The organism is Chlamydia pneumoniae TW-183 (assembly GCF_000007205.1).
GTDB classification, from domain to species: Bacteria; Chlamydiota; Chlamydiia; order Chlamydiales; family Chlamydiaceae; genus Chlamydia; species Chlamydia pneumoniae.
On sequence record NC_005043.1, the window covers coordinates 931,668 to 947,526 of the forward strand.

A 15,859-nucleotide genomic window follows, 5' to 3' on the forward strand; every position below is an offset into this window, starting at 1 on the left:
ACCTCAGAAGAGAAAACACCGCTCCTTTTATTGTCGTGTTATTTTTCTATACTTTGTATAAAGCTAAATCTTTACTTATAAAGCTTTTATTTCACTAAGACTTTCATGCATTGTTCTAGGCGGGACTTAAAATAATCCACATAGGGATGGTCATACCATGTTTTTAAAGTCTGCTCGACGATATATGCTCGACCGACATCTAACCTACGTAGAAAATACCATAGAAAAGAAGCGTTTTCTTTTGTTAATGCTTTACCTAAAAACTCTAACCCTTGCTTATGAACGAACTGTCGTAATTCTGCATCAGTAGTCCAAGAAGAAAGAAAATTCGTAGTTTCTAAATGTTTCATCGGATGAGATTGGCAGTAGGTAAGAAAGAGTTTCTCTGTAGGGGAGAGAGCATTCTTCACTCGTTCAATCACAACCTTATCCAGAATGTGCTTCAACTCTTTAGCAATAGAATAAAGACCTAGGCAGTTGATTAAAGCGATCTTTACAGGACCTGTATAGTAAAGTATAGCATTTGCTGAGGATGCAGGAAGAAAGATTTCTTCTGTAATTCCACAAGGACGGATCTTTTTACTTAGCATATCTAGAAGATAGAAGGCTCCGAAAGGTGCACAGCGATGTGGGGCTATAGAGATGCCAGGCAGTAAGGGTAGAATTTCTTGAACTAAAGGCTCTGGCAACCACGCTAATAATTGACCTTGGATTTCAGGAGGGAACTCTTTCATGGCAATGGTAATCCATGAAGGATGAATTGTAGGTAGCCAACTCATCGTAAAAGATAAAGATTTTAAAGGGATTTCTTCGGGATGAGGAGATTCAACAAGAAGATTTTTAGGAAGAAACCTGGAGAGGTCATCTTCCTTGGAGTGCTTCATCAAGATGTCTAGAGTTCCAAAAGTGTTGGCAGTCACTAAGCACCCTCAATTTCATTGCTTCCTTCTGGAGCATCTTTATCACTAGAGTCTTTATCACTGGTTTCCGCATTTTTGCTTTCCCCCTGTGAATCTGCATCTTCTTTTTTCTCTTTGTCAGCAGCTGCTCCCTCGGCTTTCTTGGCTTCCAAGGCATTCTTTGTATATGGTGTAGGGTTGAAGAACCCTTTTGTACCTCCCATAGTCATAATGAGAGTATGAGTTTTCCAAATGACCCAAAGGAGACCACAAGAAATAACAAATAAAATGAGAATCAAGACATAAAAAATGAGACGGAATTTGGTGAGCGAAGACTTCGCAAGAATAATACCCCAAACAGAAACATAATCGATTTCTTCTGTTAATCCCCAAGGACCATTAATTGTAATATCACTATAAGCTGCGCGATCGCTCACTACAGAGACGTTCTCTGGCACAAGTCCTGGAACAGCACTTGCAATAAGGCGCTTAATTTTGGAAACCATAATGCTGTTCGGATTGTCCAAAACCCCTCGATGCTTAATATACACAGAGGCTGTTAAAGGAAGATTATCTTCATTTTCTGTAGTGAAGGAAATCTGTACTGAGGCATCGACAACGCCATCCATTTTTCTAATCGTAGAGGCCATCTGTTCTGATAAGCCTTCTTGATAACGGATTTTTTCCTGAAGCTCGGAAGGAACAAGACCTTGTTTTGCAAAAAGATCTAACAGGCTTGTCCCTTTCATACGTGGAAGACCCGCTTGATTTAGAATGGCAAGGGCCTCTGTGATTTGTGCTGACGGAACCGCGATATCCCACATTTGCTCAGTAGCTGCTCCGGCTGTAGCCGCTGCAGCTTGAGGCAATTTTTGTGCAGCCACCCCTTTGCTTACCAAAAGCACCACAATCTCATTCGCTTCTCTGCCAGGAAGACCGTGCACAATTAGAGACCTGCTGTTACAGCTTGTACAGCACAGCAATGTCATTAGAAAGAACAAGCAAAAAGAAATAGATCGACGAACCATAATCCACGCATACCTTTTTATTCACCATAACAAAAGGGGGGATTAGTGCCAATCGCGAACATAAAATGGTAATCCTTGTCTTCTTTTTCTTCAAGCCACGATATTAAAAAATGATTTCATACATACCTCTCGGCATGGTGTTCCAATTATGAAAGGGATGTTTTTTTGAAGGTAAGATAAATGCTCTCTACCTTATGTGATATTTTTCAGAGTTTTCTTTCCTATCGTTTTATGAAGCTCTCTACCTTTGTTGCAATAAGAGTAATTCACAAACTCCCTTACTTAAGTCTTAGGCAAACTTTTTGGTTTGAGAATCCGTGTTCATTTTAAGCATCGTTGTTGCGGTACCTACGTTACCTTTCGAGTTCTTTGATGGTATAAGAGTTAGGGGTAGGACGTTATATTTTGGATAGTCACTCGGACCATTGTGGTTTCCCTTGCCTCTATTTTGAGATAGAAATACATATGTTTCGTGCCAACTTTGGCGAAATCCTTTTATATAAATATAAGAGATTCAAGGTTTTATTCATGGCTTTGCTTTATAATGAAGGAAACGTACTACCGCGACTTTCTTCATGAGAACTATTTGAAAAACAAGAAGAGCATGTTTATGAAAATTTATAAAACTGCAGGGGAGTTTTTTTTAGCAAATGCAAAATGGCCCTTGGTACCGGCTGGGTATCGACGTGTTCGAGGAAAAGATTTTGTTCTATCCCCGCTCGTGGACTTAGTGATTCTATTTCCTTGGGTAACCAAAGACTCCCGATATTCACCTTGCAGCATGACATTCACTTGTATTTGTAGGAGTATAGTAGAGTGTATTCCTGTTGTAAGTACATTATTTGGTATCGGACGATTTTGTGCTGTGTGGTGCGTTGAAGGTTTCTCAGGCTCTACGTTTGATAAGATCTATCATACAATTGTCGCCGTTCTAGGAATTCTTGGTTTGGGAATTCTTACGTTCATTTTAAGAATTATTTTTTCTGTGCTTATGTTGCCCGTCTGGTTCTTATTTAAGTGTTATTCTTAGCGTACAAGATGGCGGGACTGCAGATCATAGCCACTAGGATTCTTGCAGTTTTCTCCTCCCCTGCTTCGAGGTAGAAGCCCAGACATTTCCTCAAGTCTTTAGCAAAGTTGTTGTATATAAGTACAAGAGTTCTAGAATTTTATTGATAGCTTTGCTTTATAATATAACTCTCGTCTTAGGGCTTATTTTTATTCATAAGAAATACTTAGGACAAAAGGGGAGGGTAATTCTGAAAATTTATCAAAATGAAGAAGAATTTTTTCGAGCAACTGAAAGGTTTCCATCAATAGGGGCGGGGTATCTACGTGTTCGAAACAAAAACTCTGTATTATTTCCATTTGAGGATTTAATGCTTGTATGCCCCTCAGTACCTAAAGACTTTCCACTTTCAGCTTTCAAAGTAACAACTAAGCTTATCTATTGGAGTGTATTAGAGAGTATCCCCGTCGTGGGAGCATTTTTTTTCAGTATAGGAAGACTCTTTGCTATGTGGTGCATAGAAGATTTCCCAGGCTCTATTTTTTCTAGAATCTATCATACCATTGTTGGTGTTTTAGGAATTCTTGGTTTAGGAATCATCATGTTCATTTTAAGAATTATCTTTACTTTGCTTACGCTACCCTTCTGGCTCATAAGTTGTCTAAAATCAAGTGCTGCTTGACCAAGATCGAGTCCCGGTGATTGAAGACGGTTTCCGATAGCCACTAGGATCACTGAGGTTCCTTCCTCTCTGAGATAAAAACTCATATTTTTCGTGTAAAGACTAACAAATCAGTTTTATAGGAATGCAAAGATTGTATAAAGATCGAGCATCTTGGTCGCTCTACTCTACAGTGAAGCACGTGTTTTATCTTGACTGTTAGAAAAGAAAATATTTCCAGAATTGACTCTTTTACACGTAGTTGAACTTAGTTCTAGGGGATCTAGGTTTTATTTATATTTAATAAAACAAAAGGAAAAATAATGTGCTTATAAGAAAATCTGAATCAGAAGGAGCTTTTTTTGAAGCAACTCAAAATTATCCTACAATACAGCAAGGATATCAGCTGGTACGGATTCGTGAGCACAATCTTTCTGTCCGAGCACATTTTGACTTATCTCTATCTCTTGATGCATCAGTCCATCCCGCGGCTTAATAGATAGGGTATTGAATTCTAGATGCTTATTTCTATTTTTAAAGAGTAGATTTCTTTCGGTGTCTTGTCTAAATGGAGGCTATCAGGCGTATTTATCAACTCTTCTTTTGAGTGGGCCGGCTTTGGATAGTTATTTGTAAGCGTATCTAAAATTGTAATTATTTATAGCGTACGGAATTGTTTGTTGGAGGGGCTAAGACTACGGAGCGCAGTTTTAAGAATTTTCCTAACAAGTTTCTTCATCTTGGTATCATCGGTTAGTGTCTTGTCTGGATGAGAAGATCGCAAGGATGACAGTTTGAAAAAGCGTTAGAATGTAGTTTTTAAGATGTGAATCCATGATCTTTCAATATCAAGATTCGATGAGATGGATCGTACTATGCTTGTTAAGCTGACGCTTTGTCTTGTACAGAAGCTAGGATCATATCGGCATTAAAACTCGAGCGTACAAAAGGTCCTGCGTAAACAAAAAGACCCATAGCTTCTCCGACTCGACGATAGTAATCAAAAGTCTCGGGAGTCACATAACTTTTGACTTGGAGATGCTTACGAGAAGGACGTAAGTATTGACCTATAGTGACAATACGAACTCCTATGGAAGCCAGATCTTGGAGAGTTTGTTTGACTTCTCCTTCCATCTCACCTAATCCTACCATGATCCCGGATTTGATTTTAAGATCGGGGAGGTAGTTGGCAGCTTGTTCTAACATGAACATAGATCGGGCATAGGTTGCTTTGTGCCGTACTAGAGGCGAGAGCCTCGCTACAGTTTCGACATTATGATTATAAATAGTAATGCCAGAATCTAACAGGGTGTGGAGAGCAGAAACATTCCCTTGGAAATCAGAAGCTAAAACTTCTGTAGTCGCTTGAGGGAGTTCTTCACGTAACTTTTGAATGATATCGACTAAACCTTGTGCACCACCATCCTCAAGGTCATCGCGAGCCACCATGGTGATTACCACATGCTTCAACCCCAGTTCTTTCGCTGACAAAGCAATGCGCTCGGGTTCTGTAGGATCTAGCGCGGGTGGGGTTTTAGAATGCCCAATATTGCAAAAACCGCAACTTCTTGTACAGACATCGCCGAGAGCAAGGTAGGTGGCAGTTTTACGAGACCAACATTCTGCTCGATTGGGGCAGAGAGCTTCTTCGCATACCGTTGGCATTCCTGAGCGTTTTATTGTAGCGTCCGTAGCATGAAATGCAGAACCTTGTGGTAAGGGCCTCTGTAACCACTTGGGGAAACGCTCGGGAAGCTTTTTCCGCACTCTAGGTTGGTCTGTATTTAAAGTTGGTCTACATTTCATGACTTAGGAGGGAAGTGTAAAGGGTGATTTGTAGCAAGTAAAGCACCTTCAGCCCAAACTTCAGAGAGTGTGGGATGAGCATGCACGGTTTCATATATGCAAGGTAGGGTCAGCTCATTGCGGATCGCTAAGGTCATCTCTCCAATTAATGATGAGGCGTGAGGTCCTATGACATAAGCTCCGAGTATTTGCTGGGTAATTTCATGACTCACAATAGCAGCAAAACCATCAGATGCTCCCAAAGCAACAGCTTTTCCAATCGCTTTAAAAGGAAATTTGGTGAGCTTTGCAGGAAGATTTTGTTGTTCTGCTTCTTGTAGAGATAGACCTACCATAGCAATTTCTGGGTGGGTAAAGATCACAGAAGGTATGGCAGAATAATCCATAACTTCGTGATGTCCCGAAATATTTTTCGCGGCAATAACGCCTTGGTGCGAAGCCACATGAGCAAGTAGCCACTTTCCAGTGATGTCTCCAATCGCATAGATATTTGGAACATTAGTGCGCATGGTTTCGTCAACAGGAATCACGCCACGATCGTCCCGGATCACTCCAGCATTATCTAGCCCTATACTTGCTGTATTAAATTGGCGACCAATAGCCACCAAGACATAATCAAACTCTTCCACTTGATCGTTCACAGTAATGCGAACTTGGTTTTGGGATTCTTCGATTGCAGAGATCGAGGCTTTGGTAAGAATTCGAATTCCTTGTTTCGTAAATTTATTCGTTACGGTTTGAGAAACTTCTTTATTGTTAACCGCAAGAATATGATCCAAAGCTTCTATAACGGTAATCTCAACGCCTAAAGTGTGAAATAGAGACGCAAATTCACAGCCAATAACGCCGCCACCAATAATAGCGAGCTTTTTAGGGAGGACTTCAAGTTCTAAGATCCCTGTGGAACTCAAAATTCTAGAGGAGAAGGGAACCCCTGGGAAAGGACGAGGCTCGGATCCTGTAGCTAGGATAATATGATTGGCTTTGATTATAGTCGTGTCTTGGCCAATAACTTTAACTTCTGTAGAAGATACTAGAGATCCGGTTCCTTTTAAGACAGTAATCTTGTTGCTGCGGATCAATCCTTCTAATCCTTGACGGATCCCCTGGACGACTGTATTTTTTCTTTTTGCCATCGCAGGGTAATCGATTGTATAACCATCAACATGGATGCCGAACTGCTCCGCATGCGTAATGTGAGATACAACATTGGCTCCAGCAATGAGGGCTTTTGAAGGGATGCATCCGCGGTTTAAGCAGGTCCCCCCAGCCTGGTCTTCTTCAATAAGAGCGGTCCGTAATTTTGATTGCGCAGCAGTGATTGCGGCAACATAGCCACTAGGTCCCGCACCAATAACAACACAATCAAATTCTTGGGTCATATTCTCACTCACTGTAATCAAGATTTCAAAAAGAACCCCCCTTCATAAATGCATGCATCTCATTAAGAAGAGGACCCTGTGCTTATTTTAGACCTAAAGATTAATTTTCAGCATTGCTTTTTTCTTCGCTGATTCTGTATTGAACCTCGCCTATATATCCCAGAAAAAGCAAACGTTCCCTCGGTAAATATTGTTTTCTTTTTTAATACCCAGAAGTATACTTGCATTAATGGCATTTTAGCGACCTAAGAGGTCGTGATTTCATAATTGACAAGAACGTATTCGTTATAAACAAGCATGTTTAAATGGATGAGTTTATGGGGGAAATGCCATAACTTAACCCTACAGAGGGCATAGTTGGATAGCAATTGACGAGGAAGAATGTATTTCTCCTCATGATCATGAAAAAAGTGAAAGATACCTATGCCATTTGCTAAAGAGACAGAAATGCAAAGGACGTGTTGGAAGTGTGAAGGCAGTGTATCTATGCACGTGCCTCAATGTCCCTATTGCAGCGCCTTTCTTCAAGATCCTCCAGTAGCCTCAGGAGGGTTTTCTTCTTGCCACATCTCGTTCCCAGAAGGAGCTTCTAAAGAAGAAGCCGAAGACCTATTTGCCGTCTCTTCAGAAGATTGGGAAGCCGTGCTTGGAGATCAAAACCCTACTCAAGAAACGAATAAACAAGTGATCCCTGAGTGGACATGGTTACAAAGTTGGCCTCTTGCAGCCTTATTTTTAGGCATAGGCTTGCTAGCGTTTGCCTTTCTGATTCTTCTTTTCTCTACAGACAGTGGATTGGTTTTGACTTGGCCTAAAAATCGGGCCTATTTTTACGGTATTATAGGTGCTGCAGTCGCCTATCGTGGATACCGTAAACTTCCTCTTTAATTAGCACTAAATACAATTTCTTCGTTAGGAATCCTCAGGGGGAAGCACACCTGTATCATCTTCTACGGGTGCATCTACAGGGGACTCTTCACTGTCTGAAGTTCCATGTTCGTCTTTGTAGGATAGTATAGTGAGGAGATCTTCCCGATTCAACATGTGTAGGATATTAGAATCTTGAGAGGCAATGACCTTATCCAATAAGCGAATTTTCTTCTCAATTAAATAATGGATGCGCTCTTCAAGTGTATCTTCAGTAATCAGCTTATAGATAAAGACTGTATTTTTCTGACCAATCCGATGCACACGGTCTAGAGCTTGGTTTTCCTTGGCAGGATTCCACCAACGGTCATACATAATCACCACATTGCCTGCAGTCAGGTTAATTCCTGTTCCTGCCGCAAGTAACGACCCAACAAACACCTGACAATTAGGATCTGTAGTAAATGTTTCAATTTCTTCCTTCCGATTCAGAGATTTTCCTTGAATCGAAGCATACTTGATCCCAATTTCCTCAAGATAGAGAGTAATGATCCGAATCATGTGGATATATTGCGAGAATACAACAACTTTGTATCCAGCGTTTAAAGATTCCTTAAGTAGCTTAACGAAAGCATTCCACTTTCCAGATTCGTAATTTTTATATTGATCCGGGTCTTTGAAAAATACTGCAGGGTGATCACAAATCTGCTTGAGATGATTTAAGAGAGCAAAAATGTGTAAGAAATTCGTAGCAGGTTCTTCGGGAGTTTCAAGCTTTTGAATATGACTTTTCTCTCTTTGCAAGGTCGCCATATATAACTTCTCCTGATCCGGAGACAACGAACAAGCAATGATAGATTCGACCTTATCAGGAAGCTCGGGAAGTACCAGTTTTTTTGTCCGTCGCAAGATAAAAGGACGAGTCAACTTTAATAAAAGATCCTGGGAGGGGATAATCTCTTCCAATTCTTCAGAAGAACATCGTTTGGTAAACAACTTTTTGAATAGAGCGTCAGAGGGAAGATAATTGGGTAAGATAATGTCTAAAAGCCCTTTAAACTCTAAGAGATTGTTCTCTATGGGAGTTCCCGTAAGTCCCAGCTTCATCTGAGCGTCTATCCGACAGAGGATTTTGTGAATTTGGCTACTCTTGTTTTTAGCCATGTGGATCTCATCGAAAACGACAATTGTGAATGCTATTTTGTAAAACTTATCGTAGTTTTGTCGTAGCGTTCCATAAGAAGTTAACAAGATATCAGCAGGAGGTAGCTCACTCGGTTTGTTTGGCCCATGGAAAGAAAAAATACTCACGCCAGGAAGATGATTACTTAAAATATGCTCCCAGTGTGGTAACACACTTGTTGGACATACAATTAAGAATTTCGGGCGCGCTGAGGGCTGTGAAGACTGAAATACAATATCTAGTAAGGCTGTAGCTTGGTGAGTCTTTCCTAATCCCATTTCATCACAGAGAAGCCCTGAGAGTCTGTGATTGTATAAGAACCACATCCAAAGTAACCCGCTGTTTTGATACGGGCGGAGCTGGTGGTCTGAAGAAAAGAGATTTTGTGGAATCGGAGGTAAACACGCTGCTTTTAACTGTGAGAAAAATTGCAAGTCTTCGGGATTGGCTATAGTATCATCAGTTACTGATAGTGGAGCTAGAGCATCTAATTTAAAGACGTCAGTAATATTCGCTATGACAGTGTTCTCAGCGATCACACATTTCTGCGTAGATAGGAACTGTTTTAAAAATTGAAACAGGTTTTGTTTCAAATCTAAAAAGCCAGCCTGTGTAAATAGAAAAGTATGTTTACTTTTCAATCCTTGTAAAGCGATTCCTATGGGGACAGATCCGAGGTTTGTCTTCAGCTCCAATTGCAAATGGAGAGGAGAGGCAGGATGAGGCCTATGAATCGACTGGATCACCAATTCATAACTTTCTGGAGGGCGTGTCTGCGGATTTGGAAATAAAATACGCTCATGCTGCGCATACTGTGTAAGAAACTGTGGGACATTTTCAGGAGGAATGACTCTAGGTAGAAAGCATAACCCTTGTAGGGGAGTGGGAATCAAAGAGAATCCTATATCTTCGCGATATAGAAATACACCAAATAGCCAACAACGGCTTTCCCCTAAACCAACAAGAATAGGCTTGAGGTCAAGTCCTTTTCCACGAGATTGCCTGTGAACTTCAATAAGAAGGTCTTTTAAATTAGGGGGAGAGGAAAAGAAATTGGGGAGACGTCGTAGTGCCGCATCGTTCTTTACAATGAAAGCAGGGATGTCTTGAGGTTCTACAATGAGCCCATCTTGAATCGGCAAATCGTTTTTCTTCTCTAGAAAGAAACCTTGATTTGTATAGTAGGTCCATGTCCCGAAACGTATTTCTGTAGAAGAGGGATCTCCGACATCATAGTGGAATAATAAAACACCTTGTTCTGTGACATTATAAGTAAGATGACCTTCGGGACGTTCGTTTATAAATGTTTGGAAACCGGGCTCTTGAATTAGATGCCCCCTCTCATTGAGAAAGTCTTCAACCTGTTCGGATTTAACTATAAACGCTTGTTTTGGAGATAGCATCCCCACGACTTGCATCAGACCTTTCGTAGGACTATAGCAATAGTTTGGGTAAATGAGACTGCCATTGTCTAAATCCCCAGGAGTGACGAGGTAAGCAGAAAATGAGAAGGAAGCGTCACGTAGTAGACGGATATCATAGCGTAGTCGATATTCTAGAGAATCATAGCAGAGCAAAGAAAGCAGCTGATCTTTGAATTTATCAGCGAGCAAAGGAATCGCATAGATGGGAAGGGCTATGGCTTTAGGGCCTGTGATCATTTCATGCGTTTTTGCAACGTATTCTACAGAACCTATTCTAGTCTTAGGATGATTCTCTCTGTCTTTTTTATGGATAACAGGACTTAATGTGAAATTTACCTTAGCTTCTTCTGCGCAGACCGTAACATTTGTAATACTGATGTCGTGAGATACATTCTCTAAAGATGTATGCGCGAGTTCCAACTTAGGAAATATGTCTTCTAATGTAGGAAAATCCAAGATTTCCGCTTTAAAGACCAGGCCTTGCCATTGAAGAGAAAAATGAGAAGGAAAGCCTTGAGAATTTTCTCCTATCGTAAGCTCAGCCCCTTCTTCATTTAAGAAAAAGAATTTTTTAGCAGTGCGATAGAGAGCGGACTTCAAGAAAGTCTTATTTGTAAATACTGTAGGTTCTTCAGAAGCATGAATGGTGCGGAGCCAATCTTGGAATACTTCCTCGGACAGACACTCTATTGTTAACGTGATATGTGGGGATTCTAGTGTATAAACCATCTCTCCTTGAGCTTGTAATGGAATCGAGTCGAGGAAAAAGTGAGAGAAGACGGCATACCAAAAGGAATGACGGAATTTATCGTGTAAAGGGTGCAATCCTAAAGCGTCATAGACAGCAAAATATGCAGTCATAAGGTGGAGACAACACTCACCGTCAGGACAACTGCAAGAAGCAAAAGTTAGCCTATCAATATCTTGAAGTTTTAAAGTGCTTAACCAATAGCCCTCTGGAGCTTCTTCATCAGGAATGCGTATGGTGTAACTATCCTCACAAAAGTCTACAACGATCTCCTTGCGATGTTTAAGGAGATGTTGCATCGCATCCTGTCGAAAGATGGCTAATGCTTCTAAAACCATAATATTATGCTAGCAACCCGTATGTTATTTTAATTCACTAACTTTAAAACAATTGTAAGAGAGAGGGTTAAATAAAACAAGACTGGGGAGTATCGGAAATTCCATAACTTGTAGGCAATGTTTCCACAAGCCAGTACAATCAAAGCTGGATAGCTAAGTTGTAGCAAAGGCAAGAGTAGGTGACTTATAGTTTCAAAATTCAAAATAGAAATTAAATAGGTGGGGATAAGAGTACAAATTACTGCTGAAGCATAGTTCAGTTTCTTAAAGGAAACTACACGAGCTAGAAAATCTGCAACAATACCTACTAAAGCAATTTCCGTAGTTAGACAGGCAATGAAAACGCTGACTCCTGCGAGAATGCTATTTGGCCCTAATGCAATCGCAGAGATCCTTCCCAGAATATGACCTTTACTTACATTCACAAGTAAGCCCGCATGACGTGCAGCAGATAAAACAAATCCAAGATAGGTCATTCCTAGTAAGATCGCAGCAAGAAAGAAACCTAAAGCTAAGGAACGCTTATTTTTTTTGCTAATACCTTGAAAACTAAGAGGGATTTCTTCCTCTGTAGGATGTTTCTCTTCAGCTACGAGCTGACGTAGAGAGATCAAAACTATGGAGCAGAAGAAAAACGCTGCAAGTAAATCCATAGTATTGAACCCTTCAATGAATCCTGCCAACCAAGCTTGACGTGCGTTCGGAATAAATTCTTGAACCATGGGGTGGGTAGGAATCATAAAACTGCGGATGATGACCCAAAGTAAGGTAACCAACATAATCGGGAAAAATACAGATCCTAGCCATTGAATTAAACGGCTGAGCTTGCATGAGAAGATATAGATAAGCACACAGCAAATCGCACTAAAAATAGGCAAAGAGGGAATGAAAGCACTCTTATGCTCGGATAGTGAAATCAATGTGGCATGAGATACTGCAATGGCTCGAGGGATTCCACCGAAGGGGCCTATCAAAAGTATAATAGCCGTAATAAAAATCATCCCTGGAATTCTTCCTATCGAGAAAAAGAACTTCTGGTAGTCTCCAGAATAGAATAGCATACTGACTAGACCTAAAAGAGGAACGCATACAGCAGTAAGCATCATGCCGAAATAGGCAGACCAGGGATGCGCATTGTAGTGGTATCCCAGAGCTAAGGGAAAGACAATATTGCCAGCTCCGAAGAACATAGCAAAAATAGATCCTCCAATAGACCAAATGGACAAACTTTTTTTATCATTTGTTTTATGAGATGCGTTTTTTTTCATCTTTTAAATAAAGTAGAGATAGTAAAGTGCTGAGTGAATGAGTTTAAAGAATCATGATCTTAGAAATCAAACGATTTTCAGTAGTTAGTTTTTATTGTACTGTGGGACAAAAGGTAGAGTTACGAATTCTTAAAAAGCTAACAACTCTAAATTTATACAGTTTTTTTTATAACAAAGCGATTTTCTAAGTACGGGTACTATTTGCTTCTTTTGCAAGATATGAACATATAGGGCAATTGTCAATTTTATGATGTAAAGCAGGACAATACTGTCGTGCATAATAGATGAGTTGCAAGTGCAATTTCGGTGTGTTCTCATGGCCAAAAAAGCGAGCCAGATCCTTTTCAGCAGCGGAGGGGCTTTTTTTTTCAGAAATTTTCCATCGCTGCGCTAAACGCAAAATATGAGTGTCTACAGGGAATGTAGGTTTTCCATAGGCTATCCCAAGAAAAACAGAAGCGGTTTTTCTGCCAACTCCCGGAAGTTGTGTGAGAAGAGCCATGTCATTAGGGGGTTCTCCATGAAAATCACGCACTAAAATTTGAGATAATTGATAAATATAGGCGGACTTTCTCTCTCCAAGGCCACAAGGGGCAATGAGCTGGTATAGCTTCCCTGGAGGCAAATCTAAAATAGATTGGGCGTCTGGGGCTTTTGCAAAGAGTTGTGGTGTCACGGAATTTACTGCTTTGTCCGTAGAATTCCCAGATAAGAGAATAGCAATAAGTAGTTGAAAGGGAGAGGACCACCCTTCTAAAGATGGTTTTGGATTGGGAAATAGCGCGTTGAGTGTTCTGAGAATAAATTGCTTCATGGTGAGCTATTTTCCAATGCAAAATTTACTAAAAATTTCCCCTAAAATACTTTCAGTAACTTCTTTGCCAGAAAGCATCCCAATCGAGTGAAGTGCCTCTCTTAACTCCAAAGCAATGATTTCTGGAGGTTGCAGATAGAGGTTTTGCTGCGCTTCTTTCAGACAGCGAGCCACCTCTTGTAAGATCATGTGATGGCGAGAAGAAACTAAAAACACTTTAGAGGTTTTTCCAGCCTCTTGTTTTTGCATCCATTGGATTAAAGCTTGTTTCACTTGAGTAAGTCCCTCACCAGTTTTTGCTGAGATCGCAAATTGAGGGAGCGAAGTGTCAAGGAATGGAGGAGGGGTGAGGTCAGCTTTATTCCATAGGAGGAATGAAGGTTTTGTAAAAAGAATTTTAGGAAGATCTTCTAGAGGTTGCGTCGCATCTATTACCCAGAGGATCCCATCCGCTTCTTCCATAGCAGAAAGAGCTCGTTCAATGCCCTCTTTTTCAATGTCATTGTCTGTTGTTCTTTGTCCTGCTGTGTCTAGCAGTCGGATGCGTTTGCCTTGCAAGAGCCACTGCTCCTCTAAGATATCACGAGTGGTTCCAGGAATATGTGTTACAATCGCCCGATTTTTCTGAAGAAGCGCATTGAGTAGGGAGGATTTCCCTACGTTAGGTTTCCCTGCAAGGATCAAACTTGTTCCCTGAGCAAGCCTCTGCCCCTCATCAAAACTGGAAATAAAATCTTCCACGATATGCAGAGCATTTTGAATTTTTTCTTGAGGGACGAGGAGGTCTGGTTGTTCTTCTTCAGGGAAGTCGGCTAGGACTTCCAAAAACGCCAATGCTTCGATAATCAGAGTATGTATTTCTTGAATTTTCTTAGAAAAATTTCCTTGAAAATGCGTTTGAGCAATCCGAAAGGCGTCTATATTTTCCGCAACAATGAGATTTTGGATTGCCTCTGCTTGAACCAGGTCAATTTTTCCATTTAGAAACGCTCGTTGAGAAAACTCTCCAGGGAGTGCAGGACGGGCGCCTAAAGCAATCAAAGCGTCTAAAATTTGGGAGCAAGCGAAAAATCCTCCATGACACTGAAATTCGACTACATCTTCTCCAGTGAAGGAGCGAGGAGAGCGCATTAGAAGAAGAAGAGCTTGGTCAATTAATGTCTCTTCAAAAATGACTTGTCCAAGATGTATCGTATGGGAGGCAAAGCTAGCCACAGATCCAGAAAAAATACGATCGGCAATGACAATCGCTTGTGGGCCAGAGAGTCGTACAACAGCAATACTTCCTTCCCCTGGAGGAGTGGCAATGGCAGCAATGGTATCGTGCTTTAGCATAAAAATAGAAAAGTTAAAGGAACTTTCGGATAGAATACCAAGTTTTAGATTAAAGAGGTGAAAGGAGTTTGGATAAATATTAAGACTAATTCAATTGGAATATTTTCATTAATCTTTTTATAATTTCTTTTTATCGTTTCTAGAGGTCTTGTGCAGAAGCCCCAATATATTGATCGAATCACTAAAAAAAAAGTAATAGAACCTATATTTTATGAAAAAACAATGCTCTTCCTATACAACTCTAAGCTAGGGAAGAAGCTCTCAGTATTTCTATCAACACACCCCATCTTTTCTCGAATTTATGGCTGGCTTCAAAGGTGTTCGTGGACACGTCGGCAAATTCGCCCTTTCATGAATCGATATAAGATTTCTGAAAAAGAATTGACAAAGCCTGTTGCAGACTTCACCTCATTTAATGATTTTTTTACCCGGAAATTGAAACCCGAAGCACGCCCTATTGTTGGTGGGAAAGAGGTATTCATCACTCCTGTGGATGGACGTTACCTTGTGTATCCTAATGTTTCGGAATTCGATAAGTTTATTGTTAAATCAAAAGCGTTTTCATTACCCAAGCTTTTAGGAGACCATGAGTTAACAAAATTATACGCTCATGGCAGCATTGTTTTTGCCCGCCTTGCCCCCTTTGATTACCATCGATTCCATTTTCCCTGTGATTGCCTTCCTCAAAAGACACGTTGTGTGAATGGAGCGCTGTTCTCTGTCCATCCTTTAGCTGTTAAAGATAATTTCATTTTATTTTGTGAAAATAAACGGACGGTTACTGTACTCGAAACAGAGCAGTTCGGCAACGTCCTCTATTTAGAAGTTGGAGCTATGAATGTAGGCTCCATTGTACAAACATTTTCTCCGAACCAAACCTATGCTAAAGGTGACGAGAAGGGCTTTTTTGCTTTTGGCGGCTCTACAGTTATCTTGCTCTTTTTGCCTAACGCTATACGGTTCGATAACGATCTTTTGAAGAACTCACGTATGGGTTTTGAAACACGCTGCTTGATGGGGCAGTCATTAGGTAGATCTCAGAGAGAAGAAATTTAAAGACTTTAAAGACTTTTTTTGGTATTGCAAAGAGAGATAAA

Annotated in this window: 13 protein-coding genes; 5 read left to right on the forward strand and 8 right to left on the reverse strand. The window is 40.5% G+C overall.

The genetic code is table 11. From position 1 onward, the window contains the following. Positions 1-86: 86 nt before the first annotated feature. Positions 87-920 carry a hypothetical protein gene (locus tag CPB_RS04265; protein WP_010883464.1) on the reverse strand — a complete coding sequence of 278 codons (834 nt, stop codon included), beginning with the start codon at positions 918-920 and terminating at the stop codon, positions 87-89. Continuing rightward, positions 920-1,927, reverse strand: coding sequence for a type III secretion system inner membrane ring lipoprotein SctJ (gene sctJ / locus CPB_RS04270; RefSeq protein ID WP_010883465.1), 1,008 nt, complete (start codon positions 1,925-1,927; stop codon positions 920-922). Before sctJ ends, CPB_RS04265 begins: the two co-directional genes overlap by 1 nt. A gap of 610 nt (positions 1,928-2,537) precedes the next feature. Between sctJ and CPB_RS04275 the strand changes: the two genes are divergently transcribed. From CPB_RS04275 to CPB_RS05740, 3 genes are all read left to right on the forward strand, one after another. Further along, positions 2,538-2,957 carry a hypothetical protein gene (locus CPB_RS04275; protein WP_226989980.1) on the forward strand — a complete coding sequence of 140 codons (420 nt, stop codon included), beginning with the start codon at positions 2,538-2,540 and terminating at the stop codon, positions 2,955-2,957. A 349-nt stretch (positions 2,958-3,306) separates the two neighbouring features. After that, complete coding sequence (locus CPB_RS05820; protein ID WP_226989981.1) at positions 3,307-3,618, forward strand: hypothetical protein; 312 nt, start codon at positions 3,307-3,309, stop codon at positions 3,616-3,618. Between the two features lie 304 nt (positions 3,619-3,922). Beyond that, positions 3,923-4,093 (forward strand): hypothetical protein, encoded by a 171-nt coding sequence (locus CPB_RS05740; RefSeq protein ID WP_010883468.1) that lies wholly within the window; start codon positions 3,923-3,925, stop codon positions 4,091-4,093. A gap of 386 nt (positions 4,094-4,479) precedes the next feature. Here the strand turns inward: CPB_RS05740 and lipA are convergent, their stop codons facing one another. Both lipA and lpdA read right to left on the reverse strand, forming a co-directional pair. After that, positions 4,480-5,403 (reverse strand): lipoyl synthase, encoded by a 924-nt coding sequence (gene lipA / locus CPB_RS04290; protein ID WP_010883469.1) that lies wholly within the window; start codon positions 5,401-5,403, stop codon positions 4,480-4,482. Next, a complete protein-coding gene (gene lpdA, locus CPB_RS04295; RefSeq protein WP_011126236.1) occupies positions 5,400-6,785 on the reverse strand; it encodes a dihydrolipoyl dehydrogenase in 1,386 nt (461 codons plus the stop codon). Before lpdA ends, lipA begins: the two co-directional genes overlap by 4 nt. 423 nt (positions 6,786-7,208) lie before the next feature. Between lpdA and CPB_RS04300 the strand changes: the two genes are divergently transcribed. After that, on the forward strand, positions 7,209-7,673 hold the full coding sequence (locus CPB_RS04300) for a hypothetical protein (protein ID WP_010883471.1): 465 nt from the start codon (positions 7,209-7,211) through the stop codon (positions 7,671-7,673). 24 nt (positions 7,674-7,697) lie between these two features. On the opposite strand, the gene CPB_RS04305 is transcribed toward CPB_RS04300, so the two are convergent. The 4 genes from CPB_RS04305 to mnmE form a co-directional block, all read right to left on the reverse strand. Next, positions 7,698-11,345 carry a DEAD/DEAH box helicase gene (locus CPB_RS04305; protein WP_010883472.1) on the reverse strand — a complete coding sequence of 1,216 codons (3,648 nt, stop codon included), beginning with the start codon at positions 11,343-11,345 and terminating at the stop codon, positions 7,698-7,700. A gap of 29 nt (positions 11,346-11,374) precedes the next feature. After that, on the reverse strand, positions 11,375-12,613 hold the full coding sequence (gene brnQ / locus CPB_RS04310; protein ID WP_010892251.1) for a branched-chain amino acid transport system II carrier protein: 1,239 nt from the start codon (positions 12,611-12,613) through the stop codon (positions 11,375-11,377). A gap of 184 nt (positions 12,614-12,797) precedes the next feature. Continuing rightward, positions 12,798-13,427, reverse strand: coding sequence for an endonuclease III domain-containing protein (locus CPB_RS04315; RefSeq protein WP_010883474.1), 630 nt, complete (start codon positions 13,425-13,427; stop codon positions 12,798-12,800). Positions 13,428-13,433: 6 nt separating this feature from the next. Next, positions 13,434-14,762 (reverse strand): tRNA uridine-5-carboxymethylaminomethyl(34) synthesis GTPase MnmE, encoded by a 1,329-nt coding sequence (mnmE, locus tag CPB_RS04320; RefSeq protein WP_010883475.1) that lies wholly within the window; start codon positions 14,760-14,762, stop codon positions 13,434-13,436. Positions 14,763-14,912: 150 nt separating this feature from the next. Between mnmE and CPB_RS04325 the strand changes: the two genes are divergently transcribed. After that, entirely contained in the window at positions 14,913-15,818 is a 906-nt protein-coding gene (locus tag CPB_RS04325) for a phosphatidylserine decarboxylase (RefSeq protein ID WP_010883476.1), read from the forward strand. Positions 15,819-15,859: the final 41 nt, after the last annotated feature.

Coding starts and splice junctions, on each gene's coding strand:
- lipA (WP_010883469.1), bottom strand. CDS start 5,403: ATGAAATGTAGACCAACTTTAAATACAGACCAACCTAGAGTGCGGAAA.
- brnQ (WP_010892251.1), bottom strand. CDS start 12,613: ATGAAAAAAAACGCATCTCATAAAACAAATGATAAAAAAAGTTTGTCC.
- lpdA (WP_011126236.1), bottom strand. CDS start 6,785: ATGACCCAAGAATTTGATTGTGTTGTTATTGGTGCGGGACCTAGTGGC.
- CPB_RS04275 (WP_226989980.1), top strand. CDS start 2,538: ATGAAAATTTATAAAACTGCAGGGGAGTTTTTTTTAGCAAATGCAAAA.
- CPB_RS04300 (WP_010883471.1), top strand. CDS start 7,209: ATGCCATTTGCTAAAGAGACAGAAATGCAAAGGACGTGTTGGAAGTGT.
- sctJ (WP_010883465.1), bottom strand. CDS start 1,927: ATGGTTCGTCGATCTATTTCTTTTTGCTTGTTCTTTCTAATGACATTG.
- CPB_RS04315 (WP_010883474.1), bottom strand. CDS start 13,427: ATGAAGCAATTTATTCTCAGAACACTCAACGCGCTATTTCCCAATCCA.
- CPB_RS04305 (WP_010883472.1), bottom strand. CDS start 11,345: ATGGTTTTAGAAGCATTAGCCATCTTTCGACAGGATGCGATGCAACAT.
- CPB_RS05820 (WP_226989981.1), top strand. CDS start 3,307: ATGCTTGTATGCCCCTCAGTACCTAAAGACTTTCCACTTTCAGCTTTC.
- mnmE (WP_010883475.1), bottom strand. CDS start 14,762: ATGCTAAAGCACGATACCATTGCTGCCATTGCCACTCCTCCAGGGGAA.